The sequence below is a fragment of the Thalassococcus sp. genome (assembly GCF_982780845.1).
Genome location: NZ_CEYADA010000018.1, coordinates 25,244 through 45,265, shown reverse-complemented (window position 1 = coordinate 45,265; position 20,022 = coordinate 25,244). Strand labels below are relative to the sequence as shown.

Sequence of the window (20,022 nt, the reverse complement as noted above, 5' to 3'; positions counted from 1 at the left end):
GCTTATTCGGTGGCTGCCGGTTCGTCGGCCGGTGCCTCTTCCGCGGGTTCTTCGGCGGTGGGGGCGTTCGGGCCTGTCAGGGCGCCGTTGATCCATGTGCCGCTGGCTTCCTCGCCCGTGGCATAGCGCATGGTGCCGTCGCCGCTGCGTTTGCCATCCTCGAAGTTGCCTTCATAGATGTCGCCGCTGGCGTAGGTGGCAATGCCGGTGCCGTGGATTTTGCCGTTCTGCCAGCCGCCTTCATAGGTAAAGCCGTCGGGCATCACGATTTTGCCGATGCCATCGCGTTTGCCGTCCTTGAACATGCCGGTATAGATCGTGCCATCGGGGTAGGTGGCGGTGCCTTCGCCTTCGCGACGGCCCTGCACCCAGTTGCCTTCATAGCGGTAGCCGTCGGGGTAGGTCATCATGCCGAAGCCATCGTTCTTGGCGTTCACAAAGCCGCCTTCATAGGTCAGGCCATTGGCGTAGGTCGCGATGCCCTTGCCCTGGATCACGCCATCAACCCAATCGCCTTCATAGGTCGCGCCATCGGGATAGGTGATTTTGCCCTGACCATTGGCCAGATCACCACGAAACTGGCCCTCATAGATCGACCCGTCGGGGTAGGTCACGCGGCCTGTGCCGTCGATCTGCCCTGCCACCCATTCGCCGGTGTAGGTATAGCCGTCCTGTCCACGGAAGGTGCCGATGCCCTGACGCTGGTCATTCTCAAACGCGCCTTCGTAGACGTCACCTGACTTATAAGTAACCTTGCCCTGACCTTCGCGACGGCCCGCCACGAATTCGCCTTCGTAGACATCGCCATTGGCCTGATAAAGCGTGCCGACGCCGTGGATCTGGTCGTCTTGCCACATGCCCTCATAGCGCAGGCCATCGGCCATCGTGATCTCGCCCTTGCCTTCGCGCGATCCGCCGGACACGCGGCCATCGTATTTCGATCCGTCGGCATAAGTGATCTTGGCGTTGCCTTCCTTGACGCCGTTCACCCAGTCACCTTCGTAGATATAGCCGGTGGGGGCGGTCATCGTGCCGCGCCCGTGATGCAGCGCGTTGCGGAACGATCCTTCGTAAACCATGCCGTTGGCGTATTTCATCACGCCCTGACCGGTGATCTTGCCGTCCAGCCATGTGCCTTCGTAGATCGAGCCATCGGCAAAGACGATTTTGCCTGTGCCTTCGGGTTTGCCCTTGGCAAAGCTGCCTTCATAGACCGATCCGTTGGGGAACCGCGCGACGCCTTGGCCACGGATTTCGCCTTCGACCCAGTCACCGCTGTATTCATAGCCGTTGGGCAGGCGATAGGTGCCCTGACCGTGCTGCAACCCGTTCTTAAAGCCGCCCTCATAGACGCCACCGTCATCGTATTGCTTGGTCTGGACGTTGCCGGATTGCGCAAGGGCCATCATCGGCAGGGTTGCCAGTGCACATCCCAGAACGACCGTTTTCACCTTGCCCATTTGCTTTGCTCCGCCCTTGCCGTCGTCACGGGGCATTTGGCCCCGACTGTTCAGGGGAAAACTAGTGGACGGGCCGCTTTGGCACAACGTCTTTTGCCGGTTGGACTTTTACTCCGGCGTGCTTCTGCTATGTGGATTGCGACGAAAGGTGAAAGGTACAACCCATGGCAGACCGTTTTCGCATCACGCTGGCCCAGCTGAACCCCACTGTGGGCGATTTGCAGGGCAATGCCGCCAAAGCGCGTGAGGCATGGGAGGCAGGCAAAGCCGCCGGTTCCGATCTGGTTGCCTTTCCCGAACTGTTCATCACCGGCTACAACGCGCAGGATCTGATGCGCAAACCTGCGTTCTACACCGAAGCGATCGAAGTGCTGCGCCAGTTGGCCAAGGATTGTGCCGATGGTCCTGCCGTTGCCATCGGTGCGCCGTGGATCGAAGGGACGGACCTGTATAACGCCTATCACGTGCTGCAAAACGGCGAGGTGACGGCGACGGTGCTGAAGCATCATTTGCCCAACAACAACGTCTTTGACGAAGTGCGCGTGTTCACGTCTGGTCCTGTCGCGGGTCCGTTTAGCGTGGGACCTGTGCGCATCGGCAGCCCGATCTGCGAAGATGCGTGGCACGAAGATGTGGCTGAAACGCTGGCCGAAACCGGCGCGGAAATCCTGCTGGTGCCGAACGGGTCGCCTTATTATCGCGATAAGATGGAAGTGCGCCTTAACCACATGGTCAGCCGTGTTGTCGAAACCGATCTGCCGCTGGTTTACCTGAATATGGTTGGCGGTCAGGATGATCAGGTGTTCGACGGTGGGTCGTTCGTGCTGAACCGCAAGGGCGAGATCGCGGTCAAGCTGGCGGTCTTTGATGAGGTGATTTCCCACGTCGATTTCGAACAAGGCCCCGAAGGCTGGGTCGCGCTGCCCGGTGAGTTCGTAGCGCATCCCGACAATATGGAGCAGGACTATCACGTGATGGTTCTGTCCTTGCGCGATTACATGCGCAAGACAGGGTTCAAAAAGGTGCTGCTGGGTCTGTCCGGTGGTGTGGACTCGGCGCTGGTGGCGACGATTGCGGCGGATGCGCTGGGCGCGGACAATGTGCGCTGTGTGATGCTGCCGTCGGAATATACGTCGGAACACAGCCTTGAGGACGCCAAGGAAATGGCGACCAATCTGGGCTGCTGCTATGACTTTGTGCCGATCAAGCAGGGCCGCGATGCGATAACCGCCACGCTGGCCCCATTGTTTGAAGGCACCCAACCGGACCTGACCGAAGAAAACATCCAGTCCCGCCTGCGCGGTCTGTTGTTGATGGCGCTGTCCAACAAGTTTGGCGAGATGCTGCTGACCACGGGCAATAAATCCGAGGTCGCGGTGGGCTATGCCACGATCTATGGTGACATGGCGGGTGGCTATAACCCGATCAAGGACCTGTACAAAACGCGGGTGTTCGACATCTGCCGCTGGCGGAACGAAAACCACCGCGACTGGATGATGGCGCCTGCCGGCGCTGTGATCCCTGACCGGATCATCACCAAACCGCCGTCGGCGGAGCTGCGTGAAGATCAGAAAGACAGCGATTCACTGCCCGACTATCCGGTGCTGGATGGCATCCTGAAAATCCTTGTGGATCAGGATGGCTCGATCACGGACTGTGTTGCAGCGGGCTATTCGCGCGAGGATGCCAAGCGGGTCGAACATCTGCTGTATATCAGCGAATACAAACGCTTCCAATCCGCGCCGGGTGCACGTCTGTCGCCACGCGCGTTCTGGCTGGATCGTCGCTATCCCATTGCCAACCGTTGGCGCGATAACGGCTAAGTCGCGGGGTAGGGCGTGTTTTCGGACTGAAGTTCGTAATCCTCAAGCGGGATGTAATACGCCCCCGTTTTGGTCAGCACGGATTCATAAAGCGTGAACTGGGTGGCGGGGATGTCCGGCAGGCTCATGGTGCCTTCGCGCTTCAGAAACTCGCCCAGCCGCGCCTGTTCGTCGCTGTTCATCTTGCCGGGCAGGCGGGCAAAGGTGACATGCGGGCGGAACCTGCGGCGTTCCAGAACCACACCGGCACCGTGAATGCGCGACAGGATTCTGTCGTGCAGTTGGGTCAGAGCCGCTCCGCCATCTGCGCCCAAGGCCAAGGCATGGCCGCCGTGCCCTCCGAGGCTTTCAATTCCGGACAGGGAAAAGCTGAACGCCTGTTGTTTGATCGTGCCCATGGCGTCGTGGATTTCAGACAGATCGGCTTTGGACATATCCCCCAGAAACGCCAGTGTCAGATGAATGTTTTCTTCGGCCACAGCGCGCCCCACGGGGCACCGGTCGCCCATAGCCGCGATCACCTCGGCGTCTGACGGGGGAAGGGGAAGGGCAAGAAAGGCGCGCATTGATTAGTCCTTGGGTCTTTGTCCCCAAGACTTGGCAAATGCAAAGGCGGGGAACAAGGGGAAGCCGCTAGTCCGATGTGTCGCCCATCAGATAGCGCGGGCCATCGCCCTTTTGGGCGGCACTGTCATCGCGATTGTAAAGCGCGCAGCGATCAAGGCTGAGGCAGCCGCACCCGATGCATCCATCAAGATCGTCGCGCAGTTTGGTCAGGGTCGCGATTTTCTGGTCCAGTTCCTGTTTGAAGCCTTCGCTGATAGCCCGCCAATCCTTGGCCGTCGGTGTGCGTGCCTCGGGCAGGTCCGCCAACAGTTCGGCGATGCGGGGCAGAGTAAAGCCGAACCCTTGGGCAATGCGCACGAAGCTAAGCCTGCGAATGTCCGCGCGTCGAAACCGACGGTTCCCACCGGGGGCGCGCATCGGGGTGATCAGGCCCATATCCTCGTAATAGCGGATTGCGGATACGGCGAGGCCGGTGCGGGTCGCGACCTGACCAATGCTGAGAATATCGTCCGCACGCATGAAAAATCCTCTTGATCTAAAGTTAACTTGAGATCGTAGAGTGCGATTCAGGCCGGATCAAGCCGGTGATTTTCGAAAAGGACGACGTAATGAAAATCGGATTGGAACATGTGAACGTGACTGTGGCCGACATTGATGCATCGGCTGCTTTGCTGGGGCGTTTGTTCGACTGGAAGGTGCGCTGGGAAGGTGCCAGCATTCATGGTGGCCGGTCTGTCCATGTGGGGACAGAAGACAGCTATGTGGCGCTTTATCAGCCGACCCATCAAGCCCGCGCCGAGGCGGAAACCTATTTCACCACCGGTGGTATGAACCACATCGGTGTGATGGTCGATGATCTGGATGCCGCCGAAAAGCGCGTCGCGTCAGAAGGGCTGATCCCGCACAGCCACGCCGATTACGAGCCGGGCAAACGGTTCTATTTCGACACCCCTGACGGGATCGAGATTGAGGTCGTCAGCTATGCCTGATTGTTCGGGCGGCGTTAAGCCGACCTAGACAATTTGACCAGTATATGGGAAGGGCACTGCGAACAGGAGACTCGCATGACAACCACCCGTTTCGCACCTTCCCCCACTGGCCACATTCATGTGGGCAATTTGCGCACCGCTTTGATGAACTGGCTGATCTCGCGCAAGGCGGGCGGCACGTTCATTCTGCGTATCGACGATACCGACCCTGAACGGTCGAAAGAAGAGTATGTCGACGGCATCAAACGCGATCTGGAATGGCTGGGTCTGCATTGGGACCGGACCGAGCGTCAGTCCGAACGTCTGGACCTTTACGCGGATGCCGCTGACAAGCTGCGCGGGATCGGTCGTTTCTATGAGGCGTTCGAAACGCCTACCGAACTGGACCTGAAACGCAAGAAGCAGCTGAACATGGGCAAGCCGCCGGTCTATGACCGTGCGGCGCTGGCGTTGTCCGACGATGAAAAGGCCGCATTGCGGGCTGAGCGCGGTGACGGCGTATGGCGGTTCAAGCTGGATCACGAGCGGATCGAGTGGACCGATGGTATCCTTGGCGATATCTCGATCGATGCTGCCTCTGTATCTGACCCTGTCCTGATCCGTGGCGACAAGCAGGTTCTGTATACATTGGCCTCTGTTGTTGATGACACCGATATGGGCGTAACCCATGTTGTGCGCGGCTCGGACCACGTGACGAATACAGCGACACAAATCCAGATCATGGCGGCACTTGGTTTTGACCATCCGTCCTTTGCGCACCATTCGCTGCTGACCGGCCCGCAAGGCGAAGGTCTGTCCAAGCGTCTTGGATCGCTGGCGCTGAAAGACCTGCGTGAAAGCGGGATCGAACCGGAGGCACTGCTGAGCATGATGGCGCGTCTGGGGTCGTCGCAGCCTGTTGAGCTGCGCATGACGCTGGATGAAATCGCGGAAGGGTTCGAACTGTCGCAATTCGGCGCATCGCCGACCAAGTTTGACGTAAACGACCTTTACCCGCTGACAGCACGCAAACTGCACGGTTTGTCTGCAGATGCGGTTTCCGCCGATCTGGACGCGCTGGGCATCCCTGCTGACAAACAAGAGGCGTTCTGGAACGTCGCGCGTGAAAACATCACCACACGCAAGGACATCGCCGGTTGGTGGGACCTGTTCACCAATGGTGCAGAGCCGCTTGTTGCGGACGAAGATCAGGACTTTATCGCAGAAGCGATGACCCTGCTGCCGGAACCGCCCTATGACGCCGAGACATGGAAGAACTGGACGCAGGCGGTCAAGGATCAGACAGGTCGTAAGGGCAAAGGTCTGTTCATGCCGCTGCGCAAGGCCGTCACAGGCATGGAGCGTGGCCCCGAGATGGGGGACGTGATGCCGCTGATGCAGGTGGTCAAGGCGCGCGGTCTGGCCAAGGCATAACTTTGCTATAGTCATTTTGAAAGCTATGGCGCAAAATGGCCTCGCAGACCCTGCGGGGCCATTTTCTTTTGGCATTTGCTAAGTGCGTTTTAGTATCAATTACAGGCGTTTATTTTACATCAATAAAGGGAGTTTAATATACATTTAATTTACAGGATATAGGAAGGTCGGCTCAGAGCTTGGTGTTTGTGCATTTCCTTGCGTGACCCGGGATACCTTTTGTCGAACCCATAAATACGACATTGGATCGATTGATTTCGCATTTTGATACTGTGATGCGATCGCAATTCCCTTTTTCGGTATCCAGCCATCTTTTTTAATTGGAGATGGCGTGAAGGGTGCGGCTTCGAAATAATGTATTTTAAATGAATATTAATCATTTCTGATTAAATGGCGCATTCATTTTTCAGTTTTACCCTGCGTTAATTATTTTAATTCGGCGTGATGCCAATTGTTCGTCAATCCAATCAGTTTCTTCCGCACTCAACTTTTGCGATCTTGGATAGAGCGGCGCGGAACGATCATTGATGATCGGAGCATGCCACCCTGTGGTTGACTCGAAGAACTTCAGCGCGCCTTCAACGCCGTAAACCTCAAGATAACCCTGCAAAACTACATCAAGGTAGGACAGGATGATGGGGTGATCATCGCTTGCGATGGTCGAATTGGCAGGGGGGATTGCGTAAATTGCGATATCAAGCGGCTCATTTACTGCGTGATCGGTGCAATCATTGGCATTTAGACGTTCATAGAATTCTTCACGCTCGTCGAGCGCCGCCCAATCCTGATTTGGGACCTCGGCAATTAGGCCTTCAATTTCGCTGCTTGAATCCGGAATTGCCGTTAGGAAAGCCAACTCTCTTCCGGGGACCCAGCGCCACTCTCTTCGCCATCCTTTTGCGCAAGCCTGAGTTGCACGCTTGTATAAATGCGTTTTCGTGTTTACTAGGGATCCATATCCAAAGAAAAACGATTTAGGCATAGCGGTTATTTTCCATTTCAACTAATAAGAGTAGCAAGCAGTCTATTCTTCAAGTTTATTGCTGAATTGAGGCGACGGTAATGCGGGTAACAAAGCGAACTGATATTGCGCTTAGGGTTTTGATGTTTTGTGCTATCAAGCGCGGCGAACGCATTACTAAGTCCTCCATTGCTCAGGTGTGCAATGTTTCCGAGCATCACCTTGGCCAGATCGTGAATCAACTTGCCCAGCTTGGGTACTTGCGAACCCAGCGGGGACGCAAGGGGGGGCTCGCTCTTGCCCTAGCGGAAGAGGATATCACTGTGGGTGCCGTGTTCCGGTCTTTCGAATCCAAAGTGCCGATTGTCGAATGTCATGACATGGTGACAAACACCTGTCCGCTGGCTACGGCCTGTCGTTTGCGCACCGCGCTCGATTCCGCCGAAGAAGAATTTTACAAAAGTCTGGATGACGTCAATCTTGCGTCCCTCGTCGGCGGAAACACCGAACTTTCGCGCATTTTTTCAGCAAGTTAACCCCTGCGACCTTCTTTCCGAATGGAACACTTGCCAGAGGCGGAAGCTTCGTCTAGCGTCTTGGCATCACAGTGGGAGAACCGACTTTAGTCGGTGCCGAAGGAGCAACCGCCCCGGAAACTCTCAGGCTCAAGGACCGCTGCGATATTATGCTCTGGAGAGTGGTTCGTTCATCGCGGACCCGCCGAAGGGATAACGATCTCAGGCGCGATGCAGGCCTTGGTCTGCTGCAAGGACAGAGGGGGCGTTCCAGGCACGGGGAGGGTCCGTGTCGTGAATGCCCGAGAGCAGCACGTGGCTATCCTATGTGCGACGCGACCCGGGCGGCTAAACAGACGGGGTGCCGCATGGCCAACGGGGACGACAATCGTTTCAAGGAATTTGAAACACAGGATATTTGCGGCTGTGGCGTGCCGCATGGTCCTGGCGAACATCATCGCCACCACCATCACGACCATAGTCACGTCGAAGAAACGGGGCCAAAGCGCACGCCGCTTTATGATCTGCACGTCGAATTGGGCGCAAAGATCGTCGAGTTCGCGGGCTACGACATGCCGGTCAGCTATCCGCTGGGGGTGATGAAAGAACATCTGCATACACGCGAAAAGGCCGGGTTCTTTGATGTGAGCCACATGGGGCAGGTCGTTCTGATCGGTCGCCGTCGAGATGCTGCCGAGGCGCTTGAGGCATTGGTGCCAGTGAATGTGCAGGGGTTGGCCGAAAACCGTCAGCGTTATGGCTTTTTCACCAATGACGCGGGCGGGATCGAAGATGACCTGATGATCGCCAATCGCGGGGATCATTTGTTTCTGGTCGTGAACGCGGCCTGCAAGGATGCTGATATTGCGCGTCTGCGGGACGGGCTTGAACCGGATGTCGTTGTCAAACACATCGAAAACCGCGCGCTGTTTGCTATTCAGGGGCCCGCGTCCGAAGCCGTCATGGCGGAACTGGCACCGGCCTTGAAAGACATGCGCTTTATGGATGTCGCGACCGTTGAAATCGAAGGCGTTGAATGCTGGGTGTCCCGTTCGGGCTATACCGGTGAAGACGGATACGAGATTTCGGTGCCCGAAGCCGCCGCTGTGATGCTAGCGCGCAAAATTCTGGACCATGACGATGTTGAACCCATCGGCCTTGGTGCGCGGGATTCCCTGCGCCTTGAGGCAGGTTTGTGTCTTTATGGGCATGACATCGGAACCGAAACTTCGCCGGTTGAGGCGGGGCTGACATGGGCCATTCAGAAAGTGCGCCGCAATGGTGGCGACCGCGCAGGTGGGTTCCCGGGGGCGGAGCGCATCTTGGAAGAACTCGACAACGGCGCAAGCTGCCGCCGCGTGGGCCTGTTGCCGGGGACACGCGCGCCGATGCGCGAGGGTGTCATGCTTTTTGCCGATGAAACCGCGACCGATCCGGTCGGGAAGGTCACATCGGGTGGTTTCGGGCCATCGGTCGAAGGGCCGGTTGCCATGGGATACGTGCCTGCCTCAATGGCCGAGACAGGGACGACTTTGTTCGGGGAAGTGCGTGGAAAACGGTTGCCGGTAACGGTGGCTGATCTTCCGTTCGTACCGGCCCGCTTTAAACGCTGACTTGTGTAGGGAGTATATACACATGAAATTCACAGAAGAGCACGAATGGCTGCGCGTAGAAGATGACGGCATCGTTGTAGTCGGTATCACCGAACACGCGGCTGAACAGCTTGGCGACGTTGTGTTTGTCGAACTGCCCGAGGTTGGCGCCACCATTTCCAAAGACGACGAAGTGGTCGTCATCGAAAGCGTCAAGGCGGCCTCGGATATTCTTGCCCCCGTCGATGGCGAGATCGTCGAAGTGAACGAAGCGATCGTGGATGAACCCGGCAAGGTCAACGAAGACGCCGAAGGTGAATCCTGGTTCTTCAAGGTCAAAGTCGAAGACATGTCGCAGTTGGACGACATGATGGACGAAGCCGCCTACAAGGCCTTCATTTCCTAATTTCCGACGGGTGGGCGCATCGATGCGCGGCCTGCCTGTCCTGAAAGACAAACGTAAAAACAAGATCCGTCGCGGCCATCCCGTCGCGGCAGGCAACTGATATATTCAAGCGCTAGGGCCTTGGTCCGACCCGCGTTAGCAAGGAGCCTGAGATGCCCTTTCAACCAACCGAATATCTGCCGTACGATTTTGCCAACCGTCGCCACATCGGCCCGTCGCCGTCTGAAATGGCCGACATGTTCAGCGCCCTCGGCGTGGCTGACCTTGATCAACTGATCGAGGAAACGGTTCCCGCCTCAATCCGCCAGAAAGCGCCGCTGGAATTCGGCAAGCCGATGTCCGAGCGCGAATTGCTGTGGCACATGCGGCAGGTGGCCAAGAAAAACAACGTGGTCACATCGCTGATCGGGCAGGGGTATCACGGCACCGTGACGCCGCCTGCGATCCAGCGGAACATTCTGGAAAATCCGGCATGGTACACGGCCTACACGCCCTACCAGCCCGAAATTTCGCAGGGCCGTCTTGAGGCGCTGCTGAACTACCAGACGATGATCACCGATCTGACCGGTCTGGAAATTGCCAACGCGTCCTTGCTGGATGAATCCACGGCCTGTGCCGAGGCGATGACCATGGCGCAGCGCGTGGCCAAGTCGAAGGCCACGGGCTTTTTCATCGATGAAAACTGCCACCCGCAGAACATCGCTGTCATGCGTACCCGCGCCGAGCCTTTGGGGATCGAAATCATCGTCGGCAAACCCGAGGATATGGACCCCGCACAGGTGTTCGGCGCGATCTTCCAGTATCCCGGCACCTATGGCGGCTTGCAGGATTTCTCGGCCCCGATCGAGGCGCTGCACGAGGCCAAGGCGCTGGGTATCATCGCCGCTGATCCGATGGCGCTGTGTCTGCTGAAAGAACCGGGCGCGATGGGGGCCGATATCGCAGTTGGCTCGACCCAGCGGTTTGGCGTGCCCATGGGCTTTGGTGGCCCGCACGCGGCCTATATGGCCTGTCGTGATGCCTACAAACGCGCCATGCCAGGCCGGATTGTTGGTGTGTCTATCGACGCCCACGGCAACCGTGCTTACCGTCTGTCGCTGCAAACCCGCGAACAGCACATCCGCCGCGAAAAGGCGACGTCGAACGTCTGTACGGCTCAGGCTCTGCTGGCTGTGATGGCGGGTTTCTACGCAGTCTTCCACGGCCCTGAAGGTTTGAAGGCCATCGCGCAACGCATCCACCGCAAAACCGTGCGTCTGGCCAAGGGTCTGGAAGAAGCAGGCTTTGCCATTGATCAGGCCGATTTCTTTGACACGATCACGGTTGATGTTGGTCTCTTCCAGAAAGGCGTGATGGAGGCGGGCATCCAGAACGGTGTGAACTTCCGTAAGGTGGGAAAAACCAAGATCGGGATCACGCTGGATGAAACCACACGTCCTGCCACAATCGAACGTATCTGGCGGGCCTTTGGCATCGAACGTCAGGATTTCGATCTGATGCCGACGTACCGTTTGCCGAACAACCTGATCCGCCAGAGCGCCTATCTTCAGCACGACGTGTTCCACATGAACCGCGCCGAAACCGAGATGATGCGCTATATGCGTCGTCTGGCCGACCGCGATCTGGCACTGGACCGTGCGATGATCCCGCTGGGGTCCTGTACGATGAAGCTGAACTCTGCCGCGGAAATGATGCCGATCAGCTGGCCCGAGTTTTCGAACCTGCATCCCTATTGCCCCGCCGATCAGGCGGAAGGCTATGAAGAGATGATCACCGATCTGAACGCCAAGCTGTGCCAGATCACAGGCTATGACGCGATTTCGATGCAGCCGAATTCGGGCGCGCAGGGTGAGTATGCGGGTCTTTTGACTATCGCGGCTTACCATCGTGCGAACGGGCAGGGGCACCGCAATGTTTGCCTGATTCCTGTGAACGCGCATGGTACCAACCCCGCGTCGGCGCAGATGGTGGGTTGGAAAGTGGTTGTCGTGAAATGCGATGATCAGGGGTCAATCGATCTGGACGACTTCCGCACCAAGGCCGAACAGCACGGTGATAACCTTGCAGGCTGCATGATCACGTACCCCTCGACCCACGGCGTGTTCGAAGAAACCGTGCAAGAGGTCTGCGAGATCACACATAAGTATGGCGGTCAGGTGTATATCGACGGTGCCAACATGAACGCGATGGTCGGTCTGTCCCGTCCCGGCGATCTGGGCGGCGATGTCAGCCACCTGAACCTGCACAAGACGTTCTGCATCCCGCATGGTGGTGGCGGCCCCGGCATGGGTCCGATTGGTGTGAAATCGCACCTGACGCCGCACCTGCCCTCGCATCCGCTGGATGTGACCGGTGCTGGTCCGGTGTCAGCCGCGCCCTTCGGGTCGCCGTCGCTGTTGCCGATCAGCTGGGCGTATTGCCTGATGATGGGTGGCGACGGTCTGACCCAAGCGACAAAGGCCGCGATCCTGAACGCGAACTACATCGCGACGCGTCTGTCCGGTGCGTATGACATTCTGTACCGTGGCAAGTCTGGCCGCGTGGCACATGAATGCATCGTCGACGTGCGCCCGTTCGAGAAATCGGCAGGTGTCACGGTTGAAGATATCGCAAAACGCCTGATCGACTGTGGTTTCCACGCCCCGACCATGAGCTGGCCGGTTGCAGGCACGTTGATGGTCGAGCCGACAGAGTCCGAGACCAAGGCCGAACTGGATCGTTTCTGCGATGCGATGCTGGCGATCCGCGAGGAAATTCGCGCGATTGAAGAGGGCAAGATCGATGCGGAAAACAACCCGCTGAAAAACGCGCCCCACACGACCGAAGACTTGGTCGGCGATTGGGACCGTCCCTATAGCCGCGAACAGGGCTGCTTCCCTCCGGGTGCGTTCCGCGTGGACAAATACTGGCCGCCGGTCAACCGCGTGGACAACGCCTATGGCGACCGCCATCTGATCTGCACATGTCCCCCGATGGAAGACTACGTAGACGCGGAATAAGCGTTCAAATCCAAACAAAAAGCCCCGTCTGAGCGATCAGGCGGGGCTTTTCTTTGTCGCGCGGGTAAGAGATCACTCGGCCGCGATTGCTTTTTCTTCGGGTGTCTCAAGCAGGAAGGCAAAGACATCGCGCAGCTTGTCCCACGTTTCCTTATTGGGCGCGCACAGCAGATAGCCTTCGGTCATGTCACCGCGATAGTCGCTGCCGTCCAGCATGGCCGCATAACCACCGGCCTGACGCAGAACCGCGACGCCCGCGGGCTGATCCCACGGGGTCATTTTGCCGAACAGGACAAAGTCGATGTTGCCCTGAACCAGCAGGCGGAATTCGTGGCAGGCGCAGCGGAACATGGTGCAGCGCTGGAATTTTGTCAGCGTAACAGCGGCCTGTTCACGCTTGTCTTCGGGCAGCAGGTACAGCGGCACGCTTCCGGTCAGATCGGCGATATCGCCACCGTCCGAGACTTTGACTTCGCGACGGATGCGGCGGGGCAGAACCATTTCGGCGGGGCTTGTGTGATCAGCCATGATCACATCGTTCATCACCGGATCATACAGCAGGCCGAACACAGGCTGACCATAGCGCAGGATCGCCACCATCACGCCAAAGACGGTCAGGCCATTGGCATAGTTCCACGTTCCGTCCACCGGATCGATGGTAAAGCACAGCTCGGCGCCCGCGATGTCCTTGATCACGTCAGGATTGTCCGAGGCATGTTCTTCGCCTACGATCAGGGCGTGGGGGAACATGATCTGAAGGCCGCGCGCGATCATCGCCTCGGCGGCTTTATCTGCCTCTGTCACCAAATCCTGTGGGCCGGATTTCTGGTCAATCTGATGGGTTCCCAGATTGCGGAACCGCGGCAGGATTTCGGCCTTGGCCGCACGGCGCACGAGGTTCAGGATCTGTGTCTTTTGCGCGTTGGACAGCGGCGCTGTGACAGTGGCGGGTAAAGTTTCACTCATCGAATCGTCTCCTGACGGGAAGTGCCTGTTGGGTAGGCCCCTCTGTCTTTGTGTTCAAGTTATTCGCGGGCACGCAAGACCTGCGCAGGCCGTGCGGCCAATGGACGCCACGCAAAGAACAGACCTGCCAACAAAGTGGTCAAAAGACCGCCCAGCACGATGCCAAAGGCGGATGGCCAGACGACGGCAAAGCTGGTTTCCATCAGGAAGGTCGACACAGCCCAGCCGCCCAGAACGCCTGCGACAATGGCCACGGCACCGGCCGCTGCGCCCAGCAGAGCAGAGCGCAAAGTGAAGCTGATCAGGATGCGTTTCCGGCTGGCCCCGAGGGTTTTCAGAATGGCGGCCTCATAGGTGCGGGCCTGTTCGCCTGCGGCTGCCGCCCCGATCAGAACAAGGAAACCGGTGAACAGCGTTGCCGCCGCGCCCCAGCGCACCGCGCCTGCGACACCGTCCAGAAGAACCGACACGCGGTCGATGGCATCGCGCACGCTGATCGCGGTGATGTTCGGGAAGGCGCTGGCCACTTCGCGCAGAACGCGGGCCTCTTCTGCTGGGTCTGCGTAGACGGTCGAGATGAAAGTATGCGGTGCAGCCTGAAGCGCGTTTGCGTTCAGCGTCATCACAAAGCCCATGCCCGCGTTGGAAAAGTCGACCTCGCGGAACGATGTGATCGTTGCTGTGATGTCGCGGCCAAGGATGTTGACGGTGATCTTGTCGCCCAGTTCCAGTCCGATCTCGGCGGCTTCTTCTGCGGCAAAGCTGACCTGCGGATCACCGGCGTAATCCAAGGGCCACCATTCGCCCGCGACGATGTCCGTGTTGTCGGGCAGTGCGTTGGCATAGGTCACGCCACGGTCACCGCGGATCACCCAGTGATCGCCAGCAACTTCGGTCGCGGGGATGCCGTTGATCTCGGTCACGACACCACGCAGCATGGGCGCGCTTTCGATGCGGGACACGGCGCTGTCGGCGTTCAGGATCGCCAGATAGTCATCCATCTGGTCTTTCTGGATATCCACAAAGAAATAGGACGGCGCGACATCCGGCAGATCGCGGTTGATCGCGGATCGCAGGTTGCCGTCGATCTGGCCGATGGCGGCCAGAACCGACAGGCCAAGACCCAGTGACAGTACAACCGATGCGGCCTCTTCCCGTGGGCCGCCGATTGATCCCATCGCCCACCGCCACGCGGGGCGGCCGCGCATGGCCTTGACCGATTTGCGGGCGACGAAGCGGATAAGGGTTGCGGCAAGCGCGAGGATGATTAGTGCACCCAACAGTCCGCCCGCGGTCCAGAGCGTGATCAGCGCGTCGCCTGAAAACAGGATCGCGGTGCCCACAAGGATCGCGAGCAGGACACCCGTGGCTAAGATGTAGCGCGGGGCGGGCAGCAGGCTGGCGCCCGCCATGGCATCGCGGAACAGGGTGGCGGCGCGGACCTCATCGGTGCGGGCCAGTGGCCAGAGTGTAAACAGAAGCGCGGCTAGCACGCCGTAAATCGCTGCCTCGAACAGCGGCGCGGGGTGGATGCCGAACATGGCAGGCACCGGCAGCGATGCTGTGATCAGCGGCGAGAATAGCACAGGGATCAACCCACCAAGGATCAGGCCCAGTACGATCCCCACCAAAGACAGCGCGCCGATTTGCAGAAAATACGTCTGAAAGATCGTCGCGCGGCTGGCCCCCAAGGTGCGCAGCGTCGCAATGACAGATGTTTTGCGTGATAGGTAAGCGCGGACCGCAGCGGACACGCCGATGCCGCCAACGGCCAGACCAGACAGGCCGACAAGCACCAGAAACGCGCCCATACGGTCGACAAAGCGCGCCGTTCCGGGCGCACCATTCCGGCTGTCGCGCCAGCGGATGCCGGTGTCGCGGTAGCGATCCTCGGCCTCGGCCTTGATCGCGTCCAGATCGGTGCCTTCGGGCAGCAGCATGCGGTATTCGGTTTCAAACAGCGTACCCGGTTCCAAAAGGCCCGTGCCGATAAGATCGGTCGTACGCACCATGGTGCGGGGGCCAAGACTGAACCCGCCGCCGGTGTCATCCGGTTCGGTTTCGATGACAGCGCTTAGGTAAAAGTCCCTATCGGCCAGCTTGAACGTATCGCCGGGCGCGATGCCCAGTCTGTCTGCCAACAGCGGGGCCATAACCGCGCCGGGAAGCGCGTCGGTTCCGTCCAGGGCTTGGGGCAGGGGAATGTCCGGCGATAGCACCATGTCCCCCAGCAGGGGATAGGCGTCATCGACGGATTTCACTTGGGTCAGGCCGCGTTCGGCGGTGTCGCCTTCGCCGACAACGACCATCGACCGGAAGTCGGTCACCTCGGACAGGGCAGTGGACCGGCTTTCCAGCCAAGCGCGCTCTTCGTCGGTGGCAAAGCGGTAGGTAAACTGTGCCTCGGCATCGCCGCCCAGCAGAACGGCGCCCTGATCGGACAGACCCGCCTGAATGGCGGATTTGACCGATCCGACACCAGCAATTGCGGCCACGCCCAGCGTCAGGCAGGCCAGAAAAATCCGGAAGCCCTTAATCCCGCCCCGCAATTCACGGCGGGCAAATTTTGCGGCTGTCTTCAGGCTCATTCGGCGGCCTGCAGGGCTGCCCGGTCAATCGCGCCGTCGGTCAGGCGAATGACGCGGTCGCATTTATCGGCCAACTCGCGCGAGTGTGTGACCATGACCAAAGTCGCCCCGTGTCGGTCGCGCAGACCGAACAGCAGGTCCATGATCGCTTCGCCGTTTGTGCCGTCCAGATTGCCGGTGGGTTCGTCGGCCAGCAGGATTTCAGGGCGCGGCGCAGATGCGCGGGCTAGGGCGACGCGCTGTTGTTCGCCGCCGGACATCTGCGAAGGGTAGTGATCGGCACGGGAGGCAAGGCCCACGGCCTTCAGTTCTTCTGCCGCGCGGTCGAACGCATCGTCGACACCTGCCAGTTCCAAGGGCGTCGCCACGTTTTCCAAGGCCGTCATCGTCGGGATCAGGTGGAAGGACTGGAACACAACGCCCATGTGATCGCGGCGGAACCGCGCCAGTGCGTCTTCGTCCATGGCTGTCAGATCGCAGCCAAGTGCGCTGACGGTGCCCGAGGTCGCGCGTTCAAGCCCGCCCATGATCATCAGAAGCGAGGATTTGCCAGAACCGGACGGCCCGATCAGACCCAGAGTTTCCCCTTTTGTGACGTCCAGAGAGATGCCGTGCAAAATCTCGACAAGTCCGGCATTGCTTCTGAGCGACAAGGTCACATCTTTAAGGGTAAGAACGGTATCGGGCATAAAATGAGGATCCGGCAGATGTTACGTTTATTCACATATGGGGCTTCAAATCGCCTGAGCAAGACGGCGCTGGCCCTGATTTTTTGCACAAGCGCCGTTGCAGCGGAACCGGTCGAGGTTGTGGCGTTGGGGGATTCCCTGACTGCGGGCTATGGTTTGCCGCAAGGTCAGGGCCTTGTGCCCAAATTGCAGGCATGGCTGGACGAACAGGGTGTTGATGCCAAGGTCGTGAACGCGGGCGTATCGGGTGACACGACGCGCGGGGGGCTGTCGCGGGTGGAATGGTCTTTGTCGGATCAGTCCGATGCGATGATCGTGGCGCTGGGTGGCAATGATCTGCTGCGCGGCATTGATCCGACCAGTTCGCGCGAAAACCTAGCTGCCATTCTGGACATAGCGGCCGCGCGCGACTTGCCTGTGTTGCTGGTCGGGCTTGAGGCGCCGTCGAATTATGGGGCCGGCTTTAAAGAGGCTTTCGACAGTATGTATGCAGAGCTGTCGCAGGAATATGACACGCTGTTCATGCCCGATTTCTTTGAAGGGCTTCGTGTGAACGGCGGAACCAACCTGCAAGATGTTCGGGAGTTCATGCAGGCGGACGGTATTCACCCCAATGCCGAAGGGGTCGAGCGGATCGTATCCGTGCTTGGGCCGCGCGTCGAAGAACTGGTTGAGCGGACGCAGTAACCCGTCACTTGCTTTGCATTAATTGGTGCGCGGTTGGTTTGGCCAGGTTGCTTGTTTGGTAACGTTGATGTGCAAAAAAGCCCGCACGATGGCGGGCTGATGTAAGTAGGCTTTGCGCAAATTCCTTAGGGCTTCGCTAGGCCCACCATTCCGTGGCAATCTTCATCGGAATTTGTCGACAGGGACAGCATCGCGCCCAGAACGCCAAATCCAAGGCTGATGGCTAGGTAAACACCAAAGCTTTGCAAAAATCCCAGATCAAACGCGGTCCAGCCAGCCAGAGCCGAAAGAGAACCTACGATGGAACCTGCCATGATCATTACCAATGCCATTTGTCGTGCACCTTTGCATTAACCGCTTGTCTCCATCTCTAACGGTCATTGGGGCGGGAATGTGACAGGGGCTAGGCAAATAAATGAATTAAAATTTTGGAACGCCGATCGGGGTTGCCGCCCGCATCAGAAGTTTTGGCATTTTAGTCAGTATCTTACGGGATATTTCGCCGTATTCGGTCTGGCCAGAAAGTAGCTGCATGTAGGCCTTTTTCATGGTGGAAGACCGTTGAAACCCGTTCAGAAACGGCGCTCGAAGCGTTGGATTGAACAAAAGGTGCCGCAACTGTCGTGCTTGCCACATCGCCAGATGCAAGGGGCGCAGTTGGGCGCGATAGATCGAAAGCGCTGCCTCGGGGCGTCCTTCGTGTAGCGCTGTCTGTGCGGCATCCGCAGCCATCTTGCCGCTTTGCAGCGCAAAGGCGATGCCTTCGCCGGTGATTGGATCAACCAGCCCCGCGGCATCCCCAGCCAGCAGAATGTGCGCCTTGCCGGGTTTTGCACGGGCGAAGCCGAAAGGCAGATATTGCCCCTTAACCTTTGGGGCGTCAGCGATGCCAAGGGTTTTCAGATAGCGCAGCATGTCGCGCCGCATATCAGGGTTACGGGCATGGATGCCGCCAATCCCGATTGTGGTGCTGTCTGCCTTGGGAAACTGCCAGCCATAGCCCCAGTTGGCCGCGCCGAAATCAATGCGCAGCGGCAGATCGGGGGAAAGGCCAGCCGCTTCAACCTCAAGCGCGAAACCTATTTGGTCTGACTCGAAGGCCCGGCCAAACAGACGCCGCGCGACAAAGCTATTCACCCCATCGGCGCCGATCAGCACAGGTGCGGTCAGAACGCTGTGACCCAGATTGACGCTGACCGGTTCCGTCGAGAGATCAATGATGCGAGAGCCGGTAAAATCCTGCGCGCCTGCCTTTATGACCAATTCAAACAGATGCGCGTCCAGTGACCGGCGCATAGTCAGGCGGAGGGGGGCAGGGCTGTGCAATTGCCCCAGCGGCGATCCGAAGGCGTAGAATTCCACGGCATCACGCGCGACGTGGGGCGCGCCCAGATCGCATTGATCAAATATCTGACGGTAAAGCCCCATGGCGCGCTCGGTAAACGCGCCGCCACACAGTTTGTCGCGGGGGAAGAGATGTTTGTCGATCAGCGCGACCTTCAGTCCGGATCGCGCCGCCCAACATGCAGCCGCAGAGCCCGAAGGCCCTGCGCCAATCACGATAAGGTCGAAATGTAAGGTCCGGTTCACCCGTCCGTCAGACGACGGTCACTTTGGTACCGCGCGGAACACGGTCGTACAGGTCGATCACATGGTCGTTGATCATCCGGATACAGCCGTTGGACACAGACAGACCGATGGTCGACGGCTGCGTCGTGCCGTGGATACGGAAGTAGGTGTCACGACCGTTCTGGAACAAATACAGCGCGCGCGCACCCAGCGGGTTGCCGGGGCCACCGGGCTGGACATAGTCGTTGTCGACGAACTCGGTGTACTTATGCGGATCGCGTTCAATCATGTCGTTTGTCGGGCGCCATGTCGGCCATTCTTTTTTGACCTGAATGGTCGCGGTTCCGGTAAATTCCAGACCGGCCTTGCCCACGCCAACGCCATAGCGACGGGCCTGCCCCGGGGCTTCGACGAAGTACAGGAAGTGCGCCTTGGGCGCGACAATGATCTGGCCCGCTTCAAGATCAGAGCGCACCTTGACGGTTTGCGGCATGAAGCGGGGTTTGACGGTGAATGCCAGCGCCGGTGATGCCAGTGTCACCGAAGCTGCGGCAGATGTAGCAAGAAAAGAGCGTCGGGAAAACATAGCGAGTCTCATGTAATTTAGCAGCGGTCCTATTTTGCCGAGGTCACCTCGGGAATCAATGCACAGTCATGTCAACTGCTGTTGAGTTGTTACTGAGCAACATATACGGATGCTGTGGTTTGTTTGCGGTTAAGGCGGTTATTTGCACAACGCGCCCCCATCCACTATGGTTCCCGCATCTGCGTGAGCACCCGTCCGAGATACGGCCTCAC

The 20,022-nt window shown here is 58.7% G+C and carries 18 protein-coding genes and 1 riboswitch; of the genes, 8 read left to right on the top strand and 10 right to left on the bottom strand.

Annotated elements, in window-relative coordinates; genetic code table 11:
* Window positions 1-2: 2 nt before the first annotated feature.
* On the bottom strand, window positions 3-1,460 hold the full coding sequence (locus AC4FIA_RS16640; protein WP_490366779.1) for an MORN repeat-containing protein: 1,458 nt from the start codon (window positions 1,458-1,460) through the stop codon (window positions 3-5).
* A gap of 164 nt (window positions 1,461-1,624) precedes the next feature.
* Here AC4FIA_RS16640 and AC4FIA_RS16635 point away from each other — a divergent pair, with 164 nt between their 5' ends.
* Window positions 1,625-3,283, top strand: a complete 1,659-nt coding sequence (locus AC4FIA_RS16635) for an NAD+ synthase (protein WP_490366771.1) — start codon at window positions 1,625-1,627, stop codon at window positions 3,281-3,283.
* On the opposite strand, the gene thpR is transcribed toward AC4FIA_RS16635, so the two are convergent.
* Both thpR and soxR read right to left on the bottom strand, forming a co-directional pair.
* Entirely contained in the window at window positions 3,280-3,849 is a 570-nt protein-coding gene (gene thpR / locus AC4FIA_RS16630) for an RNA 2',3'-cyclic phosphodiesterase (protein ID WP_490366770.1), read from the bottom strand. The two genes, AC4FIA_RS16635 and thpR, sit on opposite strands and share 4 nt — an antisense overlap.
* A 67-nt stretch (window positions 3,850-3,916) precedes the next feature.
* Window positions 3,917-4,369, bottom strand: a complete 453-nt coding sequence (gene soxR / locus AC4FIA_RS16625; protein WP_490366769.1) for a redox-sensitive transcriptional activator SoxR — start codon at window positions 4,367-4,369, stop codon at window positions 3,917-3,919.
* Between the two features lie 89 nt (window positions 4,370-4,458).
* On the opposite strand from soxR, the gene AC4FIA_RS16620 reads away from it, so the two are divergent.
* A complete protein-coding gene (locus tag AC4FIA_RS16620; RefSeq protein WP_490366768.1) occupies window positions 4,459-4,839 on the top strand; it encodes a VOC family protein in 381 nt (126 codons plus the stop codon).
* A 75-nt stretch (window positions 4,840-4,914) separates the two neighbouring features.
* Complete coding sequence (gene gltX / locus AC4FIA_RS16615) at window positions 4,915-6,252, top strand: glutamate--tRNA ligase (RefSeq protein ID WP_490366767.1); 1,338 nt, start codon at window positions 4,915-4,917, stop codon at window positions 6,250-6,252.
* A gap of 412 nt (window positions 6,253-6,664) precedes the next feature.
* Here gltX and AC4FIA_RS16610 read toward each other — a convergent pair whose 3' ends face one another.
* Complete coding sequence (locus AC4FIA_RS16610) at window positions 6,665-7,234, bottom strand: gamma-glutamylcyclotransferase family protein (RefSeq protein ID WP_490366766.1); 570 nt, start codon at window positions 7,232-7,234, stop codon at window positions 6,665-6,667.
* 80 nt (window positions 7,235-7,314) lie between these two features.
* Here AC4FIA_RS16610 and AC4FIA_RS16605 point away from each other — a divergent pair, with 80 nt between their 5' ends.
* The 4 genes from AC4FIA_RS16605 to gcvP all read left to right on the top strand — a co-directional run bounded on the left by AC4FIA_RS16605 (window position 7,315) and on the right by gcvP (window position 12,725).
* Complete coding sequence (locus AC4FIA_RS16605; RefSeq protein ID WP_490366765.1) at window positions 7,315-7,749, top strand: RrF2 family transcriptional regulator; 435 nt, start codon at window positions 7,315-7,317, stop codon at window positions 7,747-7,749.
* A gap of 62 nt (window positions 7,750-7,811) precedes the next feature.
* A riboswitch (glycine riboswitch) is annotated at window positions 7,812-7,898 on the top strand.
* A gap of 198 nt (window positions 7,899-8,096) precedes the next feature.
* On the top strand, window positions 8,097-9,341 hold the full coding sequence (gene gcvT / locus AC4FIA_RS16600; RefSeq protein ID WP_490366764.1) for a glycine cleavage system aminomethyltransferase GcvT: 1,245 nt from the start codon (window positions 8,097-8,099) through the stop codon (window positions 9,339-9,341).
* Between the two features lie 22 nt (window positions 9,342-9,363).
* Entirely contained in the window at window positions 9,364-9,726 is a 363-nt protein-coding gene (gene gcvH, locus AC4FIA_RS16595) for a glycine cleavage system protein GcvH (protein ID WP_490366763.1), read from the top strand.
* A gap of 152 nt (window positions 9,727-9,878) precedes the next feature.
* Window positions 9,879-12,725: an aminomethyl-transferring glycine dehydrogenase gene (gcvP, locus tag AC4FIA_RS16590; RefSeq protein ID WP_490366762.1), complete on the top strand. Its 2,847-nt coding sequence runs from the start codon at window positions 9,879-9,881 to the stop codon at window positions 12,723-12,725.
* Window positions 12,726-12,797: 72 nt separating this feature from the next.
* On the opposite strand, the gene AC4FIA_RS16585 is transcribed toward gcvP, so the two are convergent.
* Genes AC4FIA_RS16585 through AC4FIA_RS16575 form a run of 3 tightly spaced genes read right to left on the bottom strand, consistent with a single transcriptional unit; the run spans window position 12,798 to window position 16,968 of the window.
* The gene (locus AC4FIA_RS16585; protein WP_490366761.1) at window positions 12,798-13,691 is read right to left on the bottom strand and encodes an inositol monophosphatase family protein; all 894 of its coding nucleotides are present in this window, start codon (window positions 13,689-13,691) and stop codon (window positions 12,798-12,800) included.
* A gap of 59 nt (window positions 13,692-13,750) precedes the next feature.
* Window positions 13,751-16,279, bottom strand: a complete 2,529-nt coding sequence (locus tag AC4FIA_RS16580; protein WP_490366760.1) for an ABC transporter permease — start codon at window positions 16,277-16,279, stop codon at window positions 13,751-13,753.
* Window positions 16,276-16,968 carry an ABC transporter ATP-binding protein gene (locus tag AC4FIA_RS16575; protein WP_490366759.1) on the bottom strand — a complete coding sequence of 231 codons (693 nt, stop codon included), beginning with the start codon at window positions 16,966-16,968 and terminating at the stop codon, window positions 16,276-16,278. The genes AC4FIA_RS16580 and AC4FIA_RS16575 overlap by 4 nt, the downstream gene beginning before the upstream one ends.
* An 18-nt stretch (window positions 16,969-16,986) precedes the next feature.
* On the opposite strand from AC4FIA_RS16575, the gene AC4FIA_RS16570 reads away from it, so the two are divergent.
* On the top strand, window positions 16,987-17,655 hold the full coding sequence (locus AC4FIA_RS16570) for an arylesterase (RefSeq protein WP_490366758.1): 669 nt from the start codon (window positions 16,987-16,989) through the stop codon (window positions 17,653-17,655).
* 125 nt (window positions 17,656-17,780) lie between these two features.
* Here AC4FIA_RS16570 and AC4FIA_RS16565 read toward each other — a convergent pair whose 3' ends face one another.
* From AC4FIA_RS16565 to AC4FIA_RS16555, 3 genes are all read right to left on the bottom strand, one after another.
* The gene (locus tag AC4FIA_RS16565; RefSeq protein ID WP_103911030.1) at window positions 17,781-17,987 is read right to left on the bottom strand and encodes a hypothetical protein; all 207 of its coding nucleotides are present in this window, start codon (window positions 17,985-17,987) and stop codon (window positions 17,781-17,783) included.
* Window positions 17,988-18,075: 88 nt separating this feature from the next.
* The gene (locus tag AC4FIA_RS16560) at window positions 18,076-19,245 is read right to left on the bottom strand and encodes a geranylgeranyl reductase family protein (RefSeq protein WP_490366757.1); all 1,170 of its coding nucleotides are present in this window, start codon (window positions 19,243-19,245) and stop codon (window positions 18,076-18,078) included.
* A 7-nt stretch (window positions 19,246-19,252) separates the two neighbouring features.
* On the bottom strand, window positions 19,253-19,810 hold the full coding sequence (locus tag AC4FIA_RS16555) for a L,D-transpeptidase (RefSeq protein WP_103911031.1): 558 nt from the start codon (window positions 19,808-19,810) through the stop codon (window positions 19,253-19,255).
* Window positions 19,811-20,022 lie beyond the last annotated feature (212 nt).

What these genes read in the sequence shown, in the direction of transcription:
- AC4FIA_RS16640 (WP_490366779.1), bottom strand. Translation starts at nt 1,460, where the DNA reads ATGGGCAAGGTGAAAACGGTCGTTCTGGGATGTGCACTGGCAACCCTG.
- AC4FIA_RS16635 (WP_490366771.1), top strand. Translation starts at nt 1,625, where the DNA reads ATGGCAGACCGTTTTCGCATCACGCTGGCCCAGCTGAACCCCACTGTG.
- thpR (WP_490366770.1), bottom strand. Translation starts at nt 3,849, where the DNA reads ATGCGCGCCTTTCTTGCCCTTCCCCTTCCCCCGTCAGACGCCGAGGTG.
- soxR (WP_490366769.1), bottom strand. Translation starts at nt 4,369, where the DNA reads ATGCGTGCGGACGATATTCTCAGCATTGGTCAGGTCGCGACCCGCACC.
- AC4FIA_RS16620 (WP_490366768.1), top strand. Translation starts at nt 4,459, where the DNA reads ATGAAAATCGGATTGGAACATGTGAACGTGACTGTGGCCGACATTGAT.
- gltX (WP_490366767.1), top strand. Translation starts at nt 4,915, where the DNA reads ATGACAACCACCCGTTTCGCACCTTCCCCCACTGGCCACATTCATGTG.
- AC4FIA_RS16610 (WP_490366766.1), bottom strand. Translation starts at nt 7,234, where the DNA reads ATGCCTAAATCGTTTTTCTTTGGATATGGATCCCTAGTAAACACGAAA.
- AC4FIA_RS16605 (WP_490366765.1), top strand. Translation starts at nt 7,315, where the DNA reads ATGCGGGTAACAAAGCGAACTGATATTGCGCTTAGGGTTTTGATGTTT.
- gcvT (WP_490366764.1), top strand. Translation starts at nt 8,097, where the DNA reads ATGGCCAACGGGGACGACAATCGTTTCAAGGAATTTGAAACACAGGAT.
- gcvH (WP_490366763.1), top strand. Translation starts at nt 9,364, where the DNA reads ATGAAATTCACAGAAGAGCACGAATGGCTGCGCGTAGAAGATGACGGC.
- gcvP (WP_490366762.1), top strand. Translation starts at nt 9,879, where the DNA reads ATGCCCTTTCAACCAACCGAATATCTGCCGTACGATTTTGCCAACCGT.
- AC4FIA_RS16585 (WP_490366761.1), bottom strand. Translation starts at nt 13,691, where the DNA reads ATGAGTGAAACTTTACCCGCCACTGTCACAGCGCCGCTGTCCAACGCG.
- AC4FIA_RS16580 (WP_490366760.1), bottom strand. Translation starts at nt 16,279, where the DNA reads ATGAGCCTGAAGACAGCCGCAAAATTTGCCCGCCGTGAATTGCGGGGC.
- AC4FIA_RS16575 (WP_490366759.1), bottom strand. Translation starts at nt 16,968, where the DNA reads ATGCCCGATACCGTTCTTACCCTTAAAGATGTGACCTTGTCGCTCAGA.
- AC4FIA_RS16570 (WP_490366758.1), top strand. Translation starts at nt 16,987, where the DNA reads ATGTTACGTTTATTCACATATGGGGCTTCAAATCGCCTGAGCAAGACG.
- AC4FIA_RS16565 (WP_103911030.1), bottom strand. Translation starts at nt 17,987, where the DNA reads ATGGCATTGGTAATGATCATGGCAGGTTCCATCGTAGGTTCTCTTTCG.
- AC4FIA_RS16555 (WP_103911031.1), bottom strand. Translation starts at nt 19,810, where the DNA reads ATGTTTTCCCGACGCTCTTTTCTTGCTACATCTGCCGCAGCTTCGGTG.